Here is an 18,336-nt window from a genome sequence, read left to right on the forward strand (position 1 = left end):
CAAACTCTCCCACTTTAGGATGATCTAGAAAAGACATCTCTATTTAGGAGTTCCTTTATTATTATGAAAATTCGTTTAATCACTCATCCTATAAATAAAATAAAACAGGTGATTCTCGAATTCATCCATAACAACCATATTATTAACTGGACGCCTTTACAAAAAAGCGCACTGATGCTTGTACTCGCCTGTGCAATGAATTTCAGTTGGATTTTATGGAAAGGCTATATTTTAATAACGCCCAGTATTTGGCAATGGGCAAACTTGCCTTTAGTAGAGTCACAGCTCTGGCTGAATTTATTGACTTTATTTTTATTAGCATTACTGATTATTCCGTGTTATCGCTACAAAGACCAAGACTGGGCACAAAGAATTATTCCCCTTATTAGCGTACAAGTCTTTATGCTCATGCTGTGCCATGATGGATATTTAATTGGTAGCATCAGCCCTGCCACAATGGTCGGTTATGTAGGTACGATTGGCGTAGGTTTAGTTTTATTTGAAAGAAAAATTGTTTATAGCGCTTTTATACCAGCAACAATTATTTTAGCCGTATGTACGTATTTAAGTATGAATGGCGTTATTCCCTACGCTCCACTATTTAACTTCACGGCAATCCGACATGCTCAAACCAATCCTTTTTGGTTAGGAAGTATGCTGTTTTTTATTATGCCGATTTTAGTCGCCTGTTTTATTTTATTTGAAATATTACTGACCCAATGGCGCCAACGAGAAACTTATATTCAACGTTTAAGCCAAATCGACCCCTTAACCAATGTATTAAATAGGCGCAGTTTAAATACCCATCTGGAAGCACTTCACGAACAACAATTCGATTATGCTTTAGTACTTCTCGACATAGACCATTTTAAAAAAATTAATGATGTATATGGACATCATCAGGGCGATCAGGTCCTGATTAAAATTGCTCAATGTCTTTCTGAGAACTTACGTAATGAAGACATTATTGGTCGATTTGGTGGAGAGGAATTTATTTTAGTACTACCGCATACTGATATTACTCAAGCGGAAAAAATTGCAGAGCGTTGCCGACTTGCCTTACAAGAGTTATCTATTTTCAACAATCAAAATATCCAGATTCATGTAAGTGCAAGCTTTGGAATTAGCTGTTCCGCTTTTGCAAACGATCCCTACCTTGTCATTCGGCAGGCAGATGAAGCGCTTTATGCGGTAAAAGCTTCAGGACGCAATCAAGTGCGCACTTTTCACCAATTACCACATATAGAGTCAATTTAACTATTTAGCCTTCGATAAACTTGCAAGCTGTTGCAACAGCTCTTGCTGACTAAATGCACCTGTTAAACGCAAAGAACGAATTTCTTGTTGATGCTCATTTAAAAACAGATAAGTCGGTGGCCCAAGAATATTCCACTGCTTGAGTAGAGCTTCATGTGACTGATCATAATGGCTCAAATCAAGCTTAATGAGATAGTACGGCGCAAGAGCTGACTGAACTTCTGGTGCTTTTAAAATACGATGCTCAATAGGCTGGCAAGCCACACACCAATCGGCATAGACATCAACCACAATAACCCGATCAGTAGGGGCTGCTGCTAAAATCTTCTGAAAGTCTGCTGCTGTTGTCGCAACATGCCATTCAGCCATGTGCTCGGAACTTTGCAAACTGCGATTTTGTATGTGTTGATACTGATTATAGGCAACAAACGGAGTAACCAATAAAAGTAGGAGTGCGTAGAGCCACTGTAACTGTCCTTTTTTCCAAAAGAACTGATAAAGTGCGTAGGCAATAAAAGCCAGCCCTAGCAATAAACTAAGCACTTGCATGCCCCAATCTGGCAATAAAGGGCGAATAAAATAAAGACTTAATCCCAACATCAGAAAAGCAAAAATCACTTTAATCTGATGCATCCAATCGCCTGCTTTAGGTAAAAATCTTGCACCTAAAACACTAGCGATGAGTAAAGGAATCCCCATTCCAAAACCTAAACAAAATAAAAGCAAAGCACCTTGCCATTGGTTTTGAGTTTGAGAAATAAATAATAAAGTTCCAGCCAAAGGTGCGGTCATACATGGACCAACCAAGAGCGCAGAAACCACGCCCATAACACCTGCACCAACCAAAGTACCGCCTTGTTGCATAGACTGAATACGATCAAGTCGATTTAACCATGTTTGCGGTAAACGAAGCTCAAATAGTCCAAACAGATTCAGCGCAAAAACTACAAACAGTAAACTAAACGCGATAAGCGTAGCAGGCTGTTGTAACCAACGTTGGAAATTTAGCCCTGCTGAAGAAGCGATTAAACCTAGACCCGCATAAACCAATGCCATACTACATACAAAGGTAAGCGCAATCGTCCACGCTTTTAAACCTTTATGCTCTCGAATAATTAATGAAGTTAAAATCGGCAGCATGGGTAAAGAGCATGGCGTGAATGCGAGCAGCATGCCTAAACCTAAAAATAATAAAACACCATACCAAAGCGAGTGTTCAATGAGTTTCGCCGACCAGATCTGATCTTCTGCAATTTGAGGAGTAGTCGTGTCTGTTTTACTTTCTGAACTTGTTTGATTGGTTAAAGTTTCTTGAGGCGCTGCTTGTGTATTTGCCAAATCTAATAAGCGTTTCGATGCGGTGCCTGCTTGGTTTTGCACACCCACCAAACCATCTGCATCAGTTTGAAACTCAATGGTTTGTGGCGGATAACAAATACGGTCTTTGGCACAGCCCTGCCAAGTTACAGTGTAGTGCTCTGAAGGCTTGGTTTTAATCTGGAAATTGACTTGATGATAATAAACCTGACTTTGCCCGTAGTTTTCATCATATTGAGAAACGGCTTTAGGTAAATTTAAAGCTAAAGGTTGAGTACCCTGTTGTACGGTAAATTTATGCTGATACAAATAATAATTCGGCTGAATCTGCCACGATAATTTCGCAGTATGCGATTGTGGCGACTCAACCGAAAATGAAAAAGCCTGTTCTGGTGAAAGTAGTTTATCTTCTGCAAAAACAAACTGGCTCAATACAAAACTAGCGGCTGCTAGAAAATAAATAATTCCCTGAGAAATAAGCTTTTTCATTAACATCAATCAAGTTGGTTTTATCAGAATAAGAATGCCATACCCAAGCCACCATGGTAGCCTTTATCTTGACCCTCTAAATCGACACCGACACTTGCATCAAGTTGAGTACGTTTATTAACTGCATACACTAAGCCTGTACCTAAACCATATTGGTAGTCTTGGCTTTCAGCTTTACGGTAAACAAATTCAGAATAACCAGAAAGTTTGCCAGCAATTTTATAATTAATTGTTGGAATGGCAGTTACAGCCCAGTTGCTGTTTTGCACTTCGTAACGCATCGTAATTGCAGTATTGATCAAATCATCATACTGGTACGCTACTGCTGAGCTCAGGCTATAAATGTCGTCATGTGCGGTAAACTCATCATTACCCGTTGCAATGAGCGCTTGAGCCAACACAGCCATTGTTAAATTTTCATCATTTAAATCAATCGCTTTTTTTAAGCCGATGCTTACATCACCTAAACCAGAAGTATCTGTTTTTTTACCAGCACGTTTAGTTTGAGTCCAACCCGGACCTTGCCAACCTAATTGTAATTCTAAGTCTTTAGCCAAACCTGTACGGAATAACATATCGCCATGTACAGTTACGGTTTTTTCTTTCACGCCATCAACAGTTGATTCTGTATAAGTTGCACTTGGTAAACCTTGTTCCCAAGCTAACTGCCCCACTGGAGTGATACCTGTTCCAAAGCCTGAACCTGGACGGTCAAACGAGAACTCTGCGGCAAAAGTACTTCCTGCAGCAACAGTGGTCAGAGCAAAAGTTAAAATTTGAAATGTTCTCATTCTATATTCCAATCAAGTAGTTAGTTCTTTTGACATTTTTGCTCCATGATGGCGCAATAACTCTAGTGTTTCACGCTCTTCTTGAAGCGCTTCTGACCAATCTATTTCATCAAAATCACAATCAAAGAACAACTGACTGATTGAAGATAAAATGGTGAGTCCTTCTTCATCACGTGTGTTTGGATCAACTTTTTCATCAAGTAAACGTTGAACCGCTGGTGCACATGCCGAACTTGCTGCATCCCATAGGGGGCCATAAAATTCTTCTGCATCCCAAAGATGAACATTTGCCTTAGCCTGAATTAAGGCTTCAAGGATATCGAGATAAACTTGTAATGATTGTTGCTTTTCTTCTTTTGATAAGGGAGTACCAGCTTCATAAGCTTCTGAGACGTCTTCCCACCATTTAAAAATTCCATCACAAATAATTGATACGGGTGGCCCTTGTTCCGGATCAATGAAATTCGGATCAAGCCCCTCAGCAAGTAATTTTTGTACTTGCGTAAGTTCTAATTCTTCTATGGCTTTAATTAAAGCCTGCTGCTGGGTGGTTAACATGACCATCTCTCAAAAATATATTAGCGCTATTATGCCTAATCTCTGATGAAGATTTTAGAGGTCAATGCTATTGCATTGCAAACCAAAAGTTGTGAAGAGTTTTTATCCATCTTTTTATGCTCCATAAAAAAAAGCCCCGAAGGGCTTTTTAGCATTTTTTAAGCTTCATCATCAATGAGTTCTGGTTGACCACCTCTCGGGTGCTCTTTTTTCTCAAAGGTATGTTCAAGACTACGTTTTAATTTTTCAATCGCGCCATGAATTGAGGCATCAATATTTCCTGCTTTATGGTGCACTGCAACTGGTTTCAAGCCAGCAGGACGTGCTTCGATCATACAGTGGATATCTTTATCGCCACCTTTGTCCCCATTTTCATCACTAAAATGAACCGAGAAATGTGTAATACGTTCGCTATGACGTTGGAATTCTTGAGTAAGTTCTGCACGTACATAAGTAATTAAACGTTCACTATTATGGATGTTTTTATCTGTGCGGATTTCAATATTCATAAATACCATCCTCTCTTTCTTACTGTGGATCTTTTCTATGCAAAACTTTTTTATGTTGGCATGTTTTAAGCATGCATGAACTGACTTCAATTGTACATTTTGATGGTGTAATGGTTTGTTATCTCCTGACTTAAACGTACTGCTTTTAATTTATTTTGAAGATCTTCATACCTTCAATATCAGTCCATCTATAAAAATATGCAAGCTGATTTTTTAAATTTTTATGAAAAATTGAACAAAAGGAGAGCAATTGTGACCGAATCTTATCTATCTGGAGCAGAACTTATTGAGCAGATTCAAAAGTCTCCTTATTCACGTGATTTAATCGGTTATCACGGTCAGCCTCCACAGGTGAAATGGCCTAACAATGCTAAGGTTGCCGTGCAATTTGTCCTGAATTATGAAGAAGGTGGCGAAAAGCATATTGAGCATGGCGATGGGGGTTCGGAGCAGTTTTTATCAGAAATTATTGGAGCTGCAAGCTATCCAGCCAAGCATATGTCGATGGACTCTATGTACGAATATGGTTCACGTGCTGGTTTTTGGCGCATCCATAGTGAGTTCCAACGGCGCAAGCTCCCAATGACTATTTTCGGCGTTGCCATGGCACTGGCTCGTAACCCATATATTGTCGAAGCGATTAAAGAAGCTGATTATGATGTGGTGTCTCATGGTTACCGCTGGCTTCACTATCAAGACACCGACATTGAAGTCGAAAAACAGCACATGGAACAAGCCTTATCAGTTTTAGAAAACTTGTTTGAAAATAAAACTATAGGCTGGTACACCGGACGAGATAGTCCCAATACCCGTCAGTTACTCGCAGAGTTCCCACAAATACAATATGACTCAGATTATTATGGCGATGACCTGCCTTTTTGGACAACACTGACCAATACCGCTGGTGCATCACGTCCTCACTTAATTATTCCTTATACTTTGGAATGCAATGATATGAAGTTCTGTTCACCGGGTGGGTTTAATAGTTCAGAACAGTTTTTTCAATATTTAAAAGATAGTTTTGATGTGTTGTATGCAGAAGGTGAAACTGCACCAAAAATGATGTCGATTGGAATGCACTGCCGTATTTTAGGGCGTCCAAGTCGTTTTAAAGCCTTACAAAGATTCCTCGACTATATTGAAATGCATGATCGGGTCTGGGTATGTCGTCGTCAGGATATTGCAGAACATTGGTATAAAAATCACATAACTCAATAATTGATTTTTAATTTTCTAAATTCTTAAGCAAATCTCAAATCACTCTTGGCACTGTTATTGCTAAAACTCTATATCGACAACAATGAGTTTAGGAATAACAGTGTTTTTAGCCGAGTTTAATCAAGCCCCACCCGACCAACTCAAGACTCTGTTAAACAACTGCGTCCATATTCCTGCTTGGGCCGAAAAAATTATTTCAGAACGGCCCTACTCATCAACATCGGTTCTTTTAGGGCATGCAGAACAATTAAGCCACACGTGGTCATGGCAAGAAATACAAACAGCTTTAGCTACCCATCCAAAAATTGGGGAACGACAGGCAAAAAAACAGCTTAATGCAAAAGAACAAAATTTTTCAGCTCAAGAGCAAGCTGGCATTTCCTTAGATGAACAAACACAACAAGCTCTGTTACAAGGCAATCTCGATTATGAACAGAAGTTTGGCTTTATTTTTTTAATTAAAGCCGCAGGCCTTAGTAGCGATGAGATTTTAAAAAAACTTAATCAACGTCTTCAAAACAACTTAGCTATAGAAAAAGTCATTGTACATGAGCAACTCGCAGCAATTGCTCTATTACGTCTATCTCAGGAAATACAAGCATGATCAGCACTCATATTTTAGATACAAATTTAGGTCAACCCGCTGCAGAAGTCGAAGTGAAGTTATTTCATGCAGCAACCCATGAACTGATTGCGACCGCAACCACCAACCTAGATGGGCGAGTGAGTGATTTTGGAATAAAAAACTTAGGTGAAGGTGCTTATCAACTTGAATTTGAAATTGCGCCTTATTTTTCATCGCAGCAGGTCAAAACTTTTTTCCCACGTGTTTGTATTCAATTTTTTATAGAAGACATCAATCAGCATTACCACATTCCATTACTCATTAGTCCGTTTGCTTACTCCACTTATCGCGGTAGCTAACTGAAATACAATAGGAGAAAAATATGAATCATCGACAAAAGAATGCGATTTCTCCAGAGCATGAATATTTAGGAATCTCGAAAAGTTTTGCTTACGGTTTGCAGCATGTGCTGACCATGTATGGTGGCATTGTGGCTCCGCCCCTCATTATCGGAACGGCGGCTGGTTTAAGCTCGGCACAAGTGGGAATGCTCATTGCAGCAGCCTTATTTGTAGGTGGATTAGCAACACTCATACAGACCATCGGAACCAAATATCTAGGTGCAAAATTACCTCTGGTACAGGGTGTGTCTTTTGCGGGTGTGGCAACTATGGTGGCCATTATCACCACGGGCGGTGGTTTGCCTGCTGTCTATGGCGCGGTGATTGTAGCTTCTCTAATTGGACTTTGCCTTGCACCCTACTTTTCAAAAATCATTCGTTTTTTCCCACCTGTTGTGACGGGATGCGTTATCACAACTATTGGGCTATCGTTGTTACCCGTTGCAATTCGCTGGATGATGGGTGGCAACGATAAAGCACCGAACTGGGGAAGCGTCGAGAATATCTCTTTAGCTTTGCTGACTTTAGGCATTGTGATTGTTTTAAACATGCTGCCACAAGCCAGTATTCGTCGTTTATCCATATTATTAGCGATCGTGGCTGGTACCATACTGGCCTACTTCATGGGCTTTGGTGACTTCAGTCAGGTCAGCTCAGGTGCATGGCTGCAATTTCCACATTTATTTGCATTTGGTTTACCTACATTTGAACTGAGTGCCATTTTATCAATGTTGATTGTGACCTTAGTAATTATGACGGAAACCACAGCTGACATTATTGCTGTCGGAGACATTGTAGGAACTGAAGTCGATTCAAAACGTATTGCCAATGGCGTTCGTGCAGATATGTTCTCAAGTGCTATGGCACCGATCTTTGGTTCATTCATGCAAAGTGCTTTTGCACAAAATGTAGGGCTGGTAGCAATTACAGGTATCAAAAGCCGATTTGTTGTAGCAGCAGGTGGTGTCATTCTGATTATTTTAGGTCTACTACCTGTTATGGGTCGCCTTATTGCCGCAATTCCTATGCCTGTACTTGGTGGTGCAGGTTTGGTCTTGTTTGGGTCGGTTGCGGCGAGCGGAATCCGCACTTTGGCAAAAATTAATTATAACGATCAGAAAAATTTAATTATTGTCGCGACTGCTTTATCGGCAGGAATGATCCCAATTATTAACCATGAGTTTTATGCACATTTTCCAGTTTGGGTACAAACTTTGTTCCATTCAGGTATTAGTTCAACTTGTATTTTTGCTATCTTATTGAATTTATTATTTAATCATTTGCCTTCATTTCGTAGCTCATCTACCCCGCATTTAAGCCAAACCATAAACACTAGAAATACACATTAATAAATTAGTTTTTAGCGCCCCACTTCGGTGGGACTTTTTTTAACCGTTGATCAAATTTGGCTTCATTTTTGCTTAAGACCCTGTATCCTTAGCGTGCTTTATTTGGGGGGAGATCATTTAAATGCAATTAAAGCAACTTGCGGCTACTTGTGCCTTGTTATCTGCAACTGCCATGGTTCAGGCAAAACCAATTTGGCAAGATTTTAGCGTGACTGGTCTTTATGGTGAAAACTATGAAGTTGTAGACGCAAAAGAAACCACCATCACTTTGGAATATGCAGCAAAAGTTAAATATGCTGATGTGTTTTTCTTTATGGACCGCATGCGCGGTGAAGATGATCACAAAAGTACATATTTTGAGTTATCACCACGTTTAAGTTTGGGCGAAGTATCTGGCAAAAAATTGGCGTATGGTCCAATTAAAGATGTGCTCATTAGTACCACTTGGGAAAGTAACAGCGAAAATGGCAATAACTTCGATAACTTCTTATATGGTTTTGCTGTTGATTTAGATATTCCATATTTTAAATATGCGAATTTAAACTTCTACCGTGCAAACAATGAGAAAACTGACGATGATTATCAAATGACGTTCGTTTATGGTATTCCATTTAATATTGCATCTGAAGAATTCTTGGTTGATGGCTTCCTAGATTGGTCAACTGCTGAAGGTGACCATGCCAGCGAGTTAAACTGGACAACTCAATGGAAATGGAATGTAGGTAAACACATTTCTCCTGACACACGCCTATACCTCGGTATTGAGCACTCTGTGTGGAATAATAAATTTGGTTTACAAGGCCGAGACGAAAATAACGTCAGTGCTTTGGTTAAATACCACTTCTAAAATTTTTATTTAGAAGCATAAAACAGCAAGGAAAAACGCCTTGCTGTTTTTTTTTAGTCGAGTGGATTACCGACAATATTACTAATAATCCCCTGCATAATATGTCCACCTTGTTCACGGCGTAATTCTGCATACCACGCTTGGGTAACTGTTTCATCTTTCATATGGGTCACATCACAACGTTTGCGTGCACGAAGAACCAATTCATTGGCACGTTCATTACGTTTGTTTTGATAACGACGTAAAGCGTCCTCTAAACCCAAAGTATTTATTTGCAAAGAACGCGCTAAATAAATCGCATCTTCCATGGCTTGGCAGCCACCTTGTCCAATATCAGGTGTGGTGCTGTGTGCAGCATCGCCTAAGATCACCACGCGGCCTTTATAAAATTGGGCAAACGGTTCAATATCATGGATTTCTACCCGATTGGTCTTTTGTGGGTCTAAGCGTTCAATGAGTTGCTGTACAGGCTGACACCAATCAGCAAAATATTGTTTTAAAAGTTTTTTATATTCATCCCGATTATTTTCTAAGCCTGCTGGCAAAGGCACATCTAAAAAGAAGTAAAACTTACCATCTGCGACGGGCATCAGAGAGGCACGCTTACCTTCTCCGACATACGTCGTCCATTGCTGAGCTGGAGCCAACTCTTCAGAGATCTCAACCAAACCATTCCAGTTTACATAACCAGCATAACGGCGCTGTACTTGCTGACCCAACACATAGGCACGAGTCATTGAATGAGTACCATCCGCCCCAATCAGTAATTCAGCTTGTGTTGAACTGCCATCTGCAAAATGTACTTCGACATAATCAGTCTTGTCTTCAAGGCTGACCATTTTTTTACCGAGATAAATCTGGTCTCGGCCAAACTCATCCATCAGCATATTTTGTAAATCGGCACGTGCAACAGGATAAGGTCTTTGGCCTACTTCTTCGATTAATGGCAGTAAACTGAATTGTGTCATCACGTCGCCAGTTAAGCCATCAACATAGGCCAAGTCATCCATTTGTCCACCAAGTTTGGCGATTTTCTCGGTTAATCCCAGATAGTTCAGACATTTCACACCATTCGACCACAGCGAAATTGCCGCGCCCACCGGAAGAATCTTTTCAGTTTGCTCAAAAATACGAACTTGGTGACCAAATTTCTTTAATGCAATGCCTGTGGTTAGACCTCCCATTCCCGCACCAATAATCACCACATTCATAACACACTCCTATAGATATTCACCTATAGGGTGCTTATGCTAAAAACATGCCATCGTTCAAAATTTATTTAGCTTTTCCACAAATCTGGCATGCACCATGCTTATATATTTAAATGTAGAACTCGTCTCGGCACGCTCTGTGACAGCGCAGTTTTAAATGAAAAATCATGTTTTTAACAAGAAATACGGATACTCCACTATGGCAACATTGCATGCTCCAGCTTTTGAACTTCCTGAGATTTTGAATACCAAAACCAATTTGGCAGATGCCCGAATTGGTGCACAAGTCATTGAGTGTTCAGATGATTTCTTTGCAGAAGCAAAGCGTATGCTGCAATTTGAAGCACCTATTTTTGTTGAAGATAAATTTGATGATAACGGTAAATGGATGGATGGTTGGGAAACGCGTCGTAAGCGTCATGCGGGCTATGACTGGTGTATTGTGAAGCTCGGAGTGAGTGGAAAAATTACTGCACTTGATATCGACACCAGCTTTTTTACAGGAAATTATCCTGCATCTGCCTCATTAGAAGCGTGTTATGCACCAAATGGTGACCTTACAGGAGCAAAATGGGAAAATGTTTTAAGTAATACTGAACTTGGCCCAAGTCAGCATCATATTTTTATGGTCAATAATGATGCACTTTTCACCCATATACGCCTCAATATTTTCCCAGATGGTGGTGTTGCCCGTTTGCGTGTTTATGGGGATGTTCATATTCAGGTGGCTGATAGTGAGCAAACGCTTGATTTATTGGCCCTAGAAAATGGTGGTCGCGTAATTGCCTATAGCGATGCGCATTTTGGACATCCACGTAATTTGATTAACCCCGGCCGTGGCGTCAACATGGGCGATGGCTGGGAAACTAAACGCCGCCGTGCACCGGGTTATGACTGGTGTATTCTTGCGTTGGGTAAAAGCGGAAAAATTGAAAAGCTTGAAATTGATACGGCGCACTTTAAAGGCAATTTCCCTGCCCAAGTATCCATACAAGCGGTTTACCTTGAAAATGCAACCGACGCTCAGTTAATTCCTCAAAGTATGTTTTGGTCTTACTTACTTGAAGCTCAACCAATGCAAATGGACCATATTCATGAATATGTGAATGAGATTTTACAGCATGAAAAGATCTCTCATATTCGCATTAATATGATTCCAGACGGTGGTATTAGCCGTGTTCGTTTATGGGGGAAAATTGCTAAATCATGATCATGAATACTGTTCAAATTCAGCCCTTGACCATTGAGAACTTTCAGCCCTTCGGAGAAGTCATTTGTTGTGATGGGCATGATTTTTTTCATATTAATGACGCCCACACTGAGCGCTACCATGCACTCGTTGAAACTGAAATTGAGGGCGAAGCAAAAGCAGGGATCAGTATTTTCCGTAATATTAAGGCCAGCGTATTACCTCTGGAAATTTCAATGCTAGAGCGTCATCCAAAGGGGTCTCAGGCATTTATTCCATTACAGCAACAAAAGTTTTTAATTATTGTAGCGCCCGCTTTGGATGAAAACACTCCTGATATTTCAAAGCTCTGTGCTTTCGTTTCAAATGGAAAGCAAAGTATTAATTATCGGGCAGGTACATGGCATCATCCTTTGCTTACCTTTGAAGCGCCGAGTGATTTTGCGGTAGTAGATCGAATTGGAAGTGGTGCAAATTGTGATGTTTTTCAATTTCCACTCGCTATAAAAATTACGACTTAAATTAAAATAGACAGATCTGTATATTTTAATTTAATGGCCGAAATACCAATAGCAGCAACTGTTGTAATGATTACCTAAAATTTAGGTTTATATAAAAAATCCCCGTCTATTGAGCGGGGATTTTTTTTACACCTTTTTAGACAGTGATATCAGCTAAGTTACCTTTCTGCTCAAGCCACTGCTTACGATCTGCCGATCGTTTTTTTGCAAGCAATTTATCGAGTAAACCTGCTGTTAGATGAACATCATCTAAATCAAGCTGTACCAAACGACGAGTGTTTGGATCCATCGTTGTTTCACGAAGCTGAATCGCGTTCATTTCACCCAATCCCTTGAATCGGGTAATTTGCGGATTACGATTGCCTTTAACATTTTTCAAAATGGCTTCAAGTTCATCATCATCAAGCGCGTAATAAACATCTTTACCAATGTCTATACGGAACAATGGTGGCATTGCTACAAATAGATGACCTTCTTCGACCAAAGCAGGAAAATGCTTAACAAATAAAGCGCAAAGCAAAGTCGCAATGTGTAAACCATCCGAGTCGGCATCGGCCAAAATACAGATTTTGCCATAACGCAGCTCTGATAAATCATCACTGCCCGGATCTACACCAATGGCAATCGCAATGTCATGAACTTCTTGAGAAGCAAGTACTTCATCTGAAGAAACTTCCCATGTATTTAAGATTTTTCCACGAATTGGCATGATGGCCTGAAAGTTTTTATCACGCGCCTGCTTGGCACTACCACCCGCAGAGTCGCCCTCGACAATGAATAACTCACTTTCTTCACGCGTTTGGCCGACACAGTCTGCCAACTTACCCGGTAAAGCTGGGCCAGAAACAATCTTTTTACGCTCAACCTTTTTCGCGGCTTTTAAACGACGGCCTGCTTTAGAAATCGCCATTTCCGCAAGTTGCATAGCAATTTCAGCATGCTGATTTAGCCAGAGTGCAAAGGCATCTTTAGCAATATTTAAAACAATATTTGATGCTTCACGACTTGAAAGACGCTCTTTGGTTTGACCAGAGAATTGTGGCTCTTGGAACTTGAGCGACAAGATGTAATTTACGCCATCCCAAACATCTTCTGCCGAAAGTTTAAGATTACGCGGTAACAAATTACGTAACTCACAGAATTCACGTAACGCCTCGGTCACCCCCGAACGTAAACCGTTTACATGCGTACCGCCTTGTGCGGTCGGAATCAAGTTGACGTAACTTTCTTGAACCTGCTCACCGCCTTCTACATTCCAGCAAATTGCAAACTCACAGGCTGCGCGGTCTGCCTGACCGCTGCTTACAAATGCAGGGTTTGGCAAAATTTCACGGTCCTGCAATTCATCCATCAAATAATCGACAAGGCCATTTTCAAATTGCCATTCGATTTTTTCATCATTAATTTGATCGATATAGATAATTTTTAAACCAGCCGCTAGAACAGCTTTGGCTTTTAAATTGTGTTTGAGTGCTTTTAACGCAAATTTTGGACTATCGAAATATTTAGCTTCTGGCCAAAAATGTACAGTTGTACCTGTCGCACGTTTCGGTGCTTTACCCTCAAGAACAGCTAAAGGTGCTACAGGTTCACCTTGTTCGAATGCCATTTGGTATAGGTTACCCTGACGTTGAACTTCGACCTCAACACGTGTTGATAAAGCGTTTACAACGGAAATCCCTACACCATGCAAACCACCTGAAAACTGATAATTATCGGTACTGAATTTACCACCGGCATGGAGCTTGGTCAGAATAATTTCGATACCACTTTGGCCATATTCAGGATGAATATCGACCGGCATACCACGGCCATTATCTTCAACCGACAACGAACCGTCTTTATAAACCGTGACACAGATTTTGTCGGCATGACCAGCTAATGCTTCATCGACAGCATTATCAATAACTTCTTGGGCTAAATGGTTAGGTCGAGTCGTATCGGTATACATCCCCGGACGACGGCGTACAGGGTCTAAACCAGAAAGAACTTCAAGCGATTGAGCCGTATATTGTGTCACGTTGTACGTTTTCCTTATTTGATGGTGTGCGCAAAGAATTCGATCACTAACGGTAATTTTTCTTCAAAATCTTCCATAGCATGATTGCCATGAGCATCCGTCAAAATCAATGAGGATGGCGTTGCAGCACTATAATAGCGTTGTGCTTGACGATAATCCAAAATTTCGTCGCCTTGTTGCAATAAGACGAGTATTTTGTCGGCATTTTCAGGTTGTTTCAGTTCCAGTTGTTCTAACTGTCGTAACTGAACATGATCAATTGACCATTGATCATTCACCTTATAAGGCATGCTTTCAACTTGGAAGAGCTCATCAAACAGCTTCCATGGTTGCATAGCAGGGTTAATCAGTACAGCCGGAACATTATATTTCGCGACAAAATATGTCGCAAAAAACCCGCCAAGGCTACTGCCGACTAAAGCCACATCTTGTAAAGACTCGATCAGCTCTGAAACTTGCGCTACAACCTGATCTGGAGATCTATTTAAATCTGGCAAATGCACATTTATGCCCAATTCGCTACAATATTGCTTAAGGCTCAGCCCTTTAATCGAAGAAGAGCTGCTATTAAAGCCATGGAGGTAGATAATATTCATATATTTCCCTCTTAAATTGAGAATAAACTCACATTTTTGTTCTCAGTTTGTATATAAAAACACTATTGTCAGACAAGAAAAACGATTCAACTTACCATTCATCAGTATTTTAAAAACATGTGTTATTTAAACTACTAAGATGGAAACGTTAGCTGCCGTTCATAAAAAGTACAGCTTAAAACGTCGGTTATAACGTAAATGGGGAAAAGATATGCCGAGCTTAACACCGTTACATGAAACTTATTGTAAATGGGATCGTACGCCACCGAGTCAGGCCGACGTACTGGAAGGTTTAGCTCAACTGTTCAGCACCAGCTTAAATGGTGTACATGAATTAATACAAGTCATTAATATTGAAGTGTTAAAAAATGCTTTTGGTATTAGTGCCCAAAATGCGAATAATTTTCAAAAACGCCCTTCTGTGCAAAAGGTATATCAGTTTTCTTATGGCGCATTACAAAAGTATGGACGTTATTTTTTAGCGCCCGGTTTACGTCGTATTATTGAAAAATTCCCGACCCTTCACGAGAAACCATTAACACCTACCCTTCATTTTTTGGTGGGCATTTTAAATGGTATTTTCGGAGACTATTTACTTAAACAACATAGTCCCCTTGCCTTACCCATGGTGCTATACGACCACTACGGTGCAATCCAGCAAGGTGAACTTGCAGGACGTATCGTAATTTTAGTTCATGGTTTGTGTATGAACCATCTGACTTGGTCAAATGCACACTATGGCGGCATTGGTGAGCGTCTGTTAGCACAGCGTGATCACAACACTATGCTGTATTTAAACTACAACACAGGTCGCCGCATTTCAGCCAATGGCCGCAGTTTCTCTAACTTGTTAGAAGATTTGGTACAACGTAATCCAAGAATTACCAGTATTGATATCATTGGTCATAGTATGGGTGGGCTGGTTTCCCGTAGTGCGCTGTTTTACGGCAAACAGAATATGTACCAATGGATTCATATGGTCGAGAACCTTGTCTGTATTGGTTCTCCACACCATGGTGCAGTACTTGAGCGCTTTGGCTTTGCTATACAAGATAAGCTCGGAGCTTTTCCATTTGTTGGATTACTGGGTCAGTTAGTTAATATCCGTAGTAATGGAATTTTAGACTTACGCCACGGCAGCGTTCGTGACGATGACTGGGAGTATATGGATGCCCGTATCGGCATGATGGATGATAATCGTGCTCCGGCTCCTCTACCTTCCCATATCAATACTTTTTTAGTGGCAGGAACACTCGAGTTTGAAAAGGTGCGTAATAAAGCGCTTACAGTGATTGGCGACTACTTAGTCAGTGTAAAAAGCGCGCTAGGCGAACATCCTAATCCACGTTTTCAACTTAAAGTTCCAGACTCACATAAAGCGGTGTTTTATGGCTTAAACCATTTTGAAATTCAGTATCACTCAAGTGTTGCCGAACAGATTACTCGCTGGTTATATCCTCATGTGAATGATTATGTGCAAGACGGTATTCAAACCCATATTATTGATATGCCGAACTATACGCTCGAAGATTTGGAAGGAATTGTAGAGACGTAAATAGAGCCCAACTTTTGTTGGGCTTTTTCTAAATTGTATATTTTACAATCATTTAAATCTGTCATAAGTTTTATATTTAGAAATATTCTTAATCGATGTTTCCTTAAGTAAATATCCATTTAAGACAGATATAATATTTATATCTTCCCCTATTTTACCGCAAGACAAATTTACGTCGACAGAGTCCTCTATTTTGAATCCTTCTTTAATTTTTTTTTGATCTAATGCTCTTGAGTAAGCAAATGAATTATTAGGGTTATAAATCATAATAAGATCAGTTTTATTATTTTTCATATCAGCCCAATAGATATAATAGTCTTTAGTTTTATACTGGACATGGCTACAAGATCCAGTAGAAACCCAATTTTTATCTTTTAGATTAAATCCTATTTGTTTTACTAATTTTTTATTTTCTAGCCTAAAACTATCATCCCAGACATCAGAACATTTGACATCTGGCAGCACACTCACTTGTACTGCTGGTTTACTCCAATACGTCATACATTCTTTCACACTTTCTGCATATAAATTTATGCTATTTAATAAAAGATATATCACTACTGCTATCTTTAATAATTTCATTATTAACTTAGACCTTTATTCTAAAATTTTCAAAAAATTTACTGCTATCTTACATTTAAGCTTATCTTATATTTTAAAAATCAAATAATATTTTTGGATAGCATTCAAATTAGCTAAAACATTTTAAATCCCCACAATCAATCATTTTATTATTCACAAGCTTTCTTGATTATTTTATTAAAGTATAAACTATCACCATTTTTATCAACATCTGCCAACATTGCTACTAAATGTAGCTGTCCTTGATCATCAAAATATGATTTTTCTTGAAATGAGTTATATATAGCAACATCGATCGGAACATTATTGAATTCTTTATTTTTCAAATCAACGATCATCTTTTTATTTTTATTAAACAATTTTCTAGAGTAAATAAGATTCCGTTTAGAGTCACTTTCAACTAGGCAATTATTATTTTTATCTAAAGTAATAAACTCTTTAGTCTGATCTTCCTCTGTTTTACTTATAAAAAAGTGATATTGACATGGTGAGCCACAACTACCATAAGCATGAAAAATATTTTCATTTACTTTATCAACCTCAGGGTATCTCATGTCTCTTAAAATAAAATTAGTTTTATTATCAGCATTTTTTACGACATCACAATATTCTTGATCATGCCCTTTACATTTCAATTCAACATTAAATGTATCTTTTGCATAGATGGTCGAACCAATAATAAATCCAAAAAATGTAAGAGCCAATATAGTTAGCTTCTTAGTATTAAAAAGGTAAAATTTTATAATTTTATTTTTTAAATCTTTAAGCATGTTTATGTTTTTCTCTACAACCATGAACACTAATCTCTTAATTATCAAAAGACTCAATTTTTCATCCAGAAATTAATTCTAATACTAATTTTTAACACTTACACTAGACCTAAAAGAAAATTAGTATTTCTATCAATTAAAGGCACTAAATAAATTATTTCTTATCACCACCACAAGGATTTTTTATTTTCTTTTTAACCAATATTTCCCCATAATCATTTGCAATTAAATTTAAACTACCATCAGGTGAGAAAAAACTCCCCTCCTTAAAATAACTATAATAATCAAATCTTTGTAACAATCCATTAAATTCTTTGGTTTTTAAATCGACAATTTTTCTAGGCTTATTTGTAAACAATTTTCTAGCATAAATGACTTTTTTCTGACTATCACTTTCAATTAAACAATTATTTTTATTATCAATAGTAATAAATTCGTCTGTGGAATCCTCTTTATTTTGACTATAGAAAAGCGTAACTAAACATGGAGACCCACAAGATGTTTTCACTTTATATAAGTTTTTATTTATTTTTGAAATATTTAAAAGTTTGACATCTTTTATAACTATTTCATTCTTACTATTTATAGTTC

19 protein-coding genes are annotated in these 18,336 nt (G+C 38.9%); 9 read left to right on the forward strand and 10 right to left on the reverse strand.

Annotated features, from left to right (window positions below; translation table 11 throughout):
- Positions 1-63 precede the first annotated feature (63 nt).
- A complete protein-coding gene (locus tag ACH8JV_RS06800; RefSeq protein ID WP_396520327.1) occupies positions 64-1,257 on the forward strand; it encodes a diguanylate cyclase domain-containing protein in 1,194 nt (397 codons plus the stop codon).
- Here the strand turns inward: ACH8JV_RS06800 and dsbD are convergent, their stop codons facing one another.
- The 4 genes from dsbD to ACH8JV_RS06820 all read right to left on the reverse strand — a co-directional run bounded on the left by dsbD (position 1,258) and on the right by ACH8JV_RS06820 (position 4,921).
- The gene (dsbD, locus tag ACH8JV_RS06805) at positions 1,258-3,069 is read right to left on the reverse strand and encodes a protein-disulfide reductase DsbD (protein WP_396520329.1); all 1,812 of its coding nucleotides are present in this window, start codon (positions 3,067-3,069) and stop codon (positions 1,258-1,260) included.
- A gap of 17 nt (positions 3,070-3,086) precedes the next feature.
- Positions 3,087-3,854 (reverse strand): transporter, encoded by a 768-nt coding sequence (locus ACH8JV_RS06810; RefSeq protein ID WP_263614833.1) that lies wholly within the window; start codon positions 3,852-3,854, stop codon positions 3,087-3,089.
- A 12-nt stretch (positions 3,855-3,866) separates the two neighbouring features.
- Positions 3,867-4,412: an ankyrin repeat domain-containing protein gene (locus ACH8JV_RS06815; protein WP_263614834.1), complete on the reverse strand. Its 546-nt coding sequence runs from the start codon at positions 4,410-4,412 to the stop codon at positions 3,867-3,869.
- A 158-nt stretch (positions 4,413-4,570) separates the two neighbouring features.
- Positions 4,571-4,921 (reverse strand): HPF/RaiA family ribosome-associated protein, encoded by a 351-nt coding sequence (locus ACH8JV_RS06820; protein ID WP_263614835.1) that lies wholly within the window; start codon positions 4,919-4,921, stop codon positions 4,571-4,573.
- 252 nt (positions 4,922-5,173) lie between these two features.
- On the opposite strand from ACH8JV_RS06820, the gene puuE reads away from it, so the two are divergent.
- The 5 genes from puuE (at position 5,174) to ACH8JV_RS06845 (ending at position 9,301) form a co-directional block, all read left to right on the forward strand.
- Complete coding sequence (gene puuE / locus ACH8JV_RS06825; protein ID WP_396520331.1) at positions 5,174-6,139, forward strand: allantoinase PuuE; 966 nt, start codon at positions 5,174-5,176, stop codon at positions 6,137-6,139.
- A 100-nt stretch (positions 6,140-6,239) separates the two neighbouring features.
- Positions 6,240-6,743: a 2-oxo-4-hydroxy-4-carboxy-5-ureidoimidazoline decarboxylase gene (uraD, locus tag ACH8JV_RS06830; RefSeq protein ID WP_396520333.1), complete on the forward strand. Its 504-nt coding sequence runs from the start codon at positions 6,240-6,242 to the stop codon at positions 6,741-6,743.
- On the forward strand, positions 6,740-7,063 hold the full coding sequence (gene uraH / locus ACH8JV_RS06835; RefSeq protein WP_396520335.1) for a hydroxyisourate hydrolase: 324 nt from the start codon (positions 6,740-6,742) through the stop codon (positions 7,061-7,063). Before uraD ends, uraH begins: the two co-directional genes overlap by 4 nt.
- A gap of 23 nt (positions 7,064-7,086) precedes the next feature.
- Complete coding sequence (locus ACH8JV_RS06840; protein ID WP_396463006.1) at positions 7,087-8,454, forward strand: nucleobase:cation symporter-2 family protein; 1,368 nt, start codon at positions 7,087-7,089, stop codon at positions 8,452-8,454.
- Positions 8,455-8,575: 121 nt separating this feature from the next.
- Positions 8,576-9,301, forward strand: a complete 726-nt coding sequence (locus tag ACH8JV_RS06845; protein WP_263614839.1) for an outer membrane protein OmpK — start codon at positions 8,576-8,578, stop codon at positions 9,299-9,301.
- 53 nt (positions 9,302-9,354) lie between these two features.
- On the opposite strand, the gene hpxO is transcribed toward ACH8JV_RS06845, so the two are convergent.
- Positions 9,355-10,512 (reverse strand): FAD-dependent urate hydroxylase HpxO, encoded by a 1,158-nt coding sequence (hpxO, locus tag ACH8JV_RS06850; RefSeq protein WP_396520337.1) that lies wholly within the window; start codon positions 10,510-10,512, stop codon positions 9,355-9,357.
- Between the two features lie 199 nt (positions 10,513-10,711).
- Between hpxO and alc the strand changes: the two genes are divergently transcribed.
- Complete coding sequence (gene alc, locus ACH8JV_RS06855; RefSeq protein WP_263614841.1) at positions 10,712-11,722, forward strand: allantoicase; 1,011 nt, start codon at positions 10,712-10,714, stop codon at positions 11,720-11,722.
- Positions 11,719-12,222 (forward strand): ureidoglycolate lyase, encoded by a 504-nt coding sequence (locus ACH8JV_RS06860; RefSeq protein WP_396520339.1) that lies wholly within the window; start codon positions 11,719-11,721, stop codon positions 12,220-12,222. The genes alc and ACH8JV_RS06860 overlap by 4 nt, the downstream gene beginning before the upstream one ends.
- Positions 12,223-12,358: 136 nt before the next feature.
- Here ACH8JV_RS06860 and parE read toward each other — a convergent pair whose 3' ends face one another.
- Both parE and ACH8JV_RS06870 read right to left on the reverse strand, forming a co-directional pair.
- A complete protein-coding gene (gene parE, locus ACH8JV_RS06865; protein WP_396520341.1) occupies positions 12,359-14,242 on the reverse strand; it encodes a DNA topoisomerase IV subunit B in 1,884 nt (627 codons plus the stop codon).
- Between the two features lie 14 nt (positions 14,243-14,256).
- Positions 14,257-14,838 carry a YqiA/YcfP family alpha/beta fold hydrolase gene (locus tag ACH8JV_RS06870; protein WP_031955550.1) on the reverse strand — a complete coding sequence of 194 codons (582 nt, stop codon included), beginning with the start codon at positions 14,836-14,838 and terminating at the stop codon, positions 14,257-14,259.
- Between the two features lie 211 nt (positions 14,839-15,049).
- Between ACH8JV_RS06870 and ACH8JV_RS06875 the strand changes: the two genes are divergently transcribed.
- Positions 15,050-16,393: an alpha/beta fold hydrolase gene (locus ACH8JV_RS06875; RefSeq protein WP_148356532.1), complete on the forward strand. Its 1,344-nt coding sequence runs from the start codon at positions 15,050-15,052 to the stop codon at positions 16,391-16,393.
- Between the two features lie 48 nt (positions 16,394-16,441).
- Here ACH8JV_RS06875 and ACH8JV_RS06880 read toward each other — a convergent pair whose 3' ends face one another.
- From ACH8JV_RS06880 to ACH8JV_RS06890, 3 genes are all read right to left on the reverse strand, one after another.
- Positions 16,442-16,975 (reverse strand): hypothetical protein, encoded by a 534-nt coding sequence (locus ACH8JV_RS06880; protein ID WP_396520343.1) that lies wholly within the window; start codon positions 16,973-16,975, stop codon positions 16,442-16,444.
- Between the two features lie 149 nt (positions 16,976-17,124).
- Entirely contained in the window at positions 17,125-17,769 is a 645-nt protein-coding gene (locus ACH8JV_RS06885; protein WP_396520345.1) for a hypothetical protein, read from the reverse strand.
- Between the two features lie 130 nt (positions 17,770-17,899).
- Positions 17,900-18,336 (reverse strand): hypothetical protein (locus ACH8JV_RS06890; RefSeq protein ID WP_396520347.1); only part of this gene is annotated, 437 nt, incomplete at its 5' end.

The sequence above is a fragment of the Acinetobacter sp. ABJ_C5_2 genome (genome assembly GCF_044538485.1).
Lineage (GTDB): Bacteria > Pseudomonadota > Gammaproteobacteria > Pseudomonadales > Moraxellaceae > Acinetobacter > Acinetobacter nosocomialis_A.

What these genes read in the sequence shown, in the direction of transcription:
- ACH8JV_RS06870 (WP_031955550.1), bottom strand. Translation starts at nt 14,838, where the DNA reads ATGAATATTATCTACCTCCATGGCTTTAATAGCAGCTCTTCTTCGATT.
- ACH8JV_RS06815 (WP_263614834.1), bottom strand. Translation starts at nt 4,412, where the DNA reads ATGTTAACCACCCAGCAGCAGGCTTTAATTAAAGCCATAGAAGAATTA.
- dsbD (WP_396520329.1), bottom strand. Translation starts at nt 3,069, where the DNA reads ATGTTAATGAAAAAGCTTATTTCTCAGGGAATTATTTATTTTCTAGCA.
- ACH8JV_RS06860 (WP_396520339.1), top strand. Translation starts at nt 11,719, where the DNA reads ATGATCATGAATACTGTTCAAATTCAGCCCTTGACCATTGAGAACTTT.
- ACH8JV_RS06840 (WP_396463006.1), top strand. Translation starts at nt 7,087, where the DNA reads ATGAATCATCGACAAAAGAATGCGATTTCTCCAGAGCATGAATATTTA.
- ACH8JV_RS06885 (WP_396520345.1), bottom strand. Translation starts at nt 17,769, where the DNA reads ATGGTTGTAGAGAAAAACATAAACATGCTTAAAGATTTAAAAAATAAA.
- hpxO (WP_396520337.1), bottom strand. Translation starts at nt 10,512, where the DNA reads ATGAATGTGGTGATTATTGGTGCGGGAATGGGAGGTCTAACCACAGGC.
- ACH8JV_RS06800 (WP_396520327.1), top strand. Translation starts at nt 64, where the DNA reads ATGAAAATTCGTTTAATCACTCATCCTATAAATAAAATAAAACAGGTG.
- ACH8JV_RS06845 (WP_263614839.1), top strand. Translation starts at nt 8,576, where the DNA reads ATGCAATTAAAGCAACTTGCGGCTACTTGTGCCTTGTTATCTGCAACT.
- ACH8JV_RS06820 (WP_263614835.1), bottom strand. Translation starts at nt 4,921, where the DNA reads ATGAATATTGAAATCCGCACAGATAAAAACATCCATAATAGTGAACGT.
- ACH8JV_RS06875 (WP_148356532.1), top strand. Translation starts at nt 15,050, where the DNA reads ATGCCGAGCTTAACACCGTTACATGAAACTTATTGTAAATGGGATCGT.
- alc (WP_263614841.1), top strand. Translation starts at nt 10,712, where the DNA reads ATGGCAACATTGCATGCTCCAGCTTTTGAACTTCCTGAGATTTTGAAT.
- ACH8JV_RS06810 (WP_263614833.1), bottom strand. Translation starts at nt 3,854, where the DNA reads ATGAGAACATTTCAAATTTTAACTTTTGCTCTGACCACTGTTGCTGCA.
- ACH8JV_RS06880 (WP_396520343.1), bottom strand. Translation starts at nt 16,975, where the DNA reads ATGAAATTATTAAAGATAGCAGTAGTGATATATCTTTTATTAAATAGC.
- uraH (WP_396520335.1), top strand. Translation starts at nt 6,740, where the DNA reads ATGATCAGCACTCATATTTTAGATACAAATTTAGGTCAACCCGCTGCA.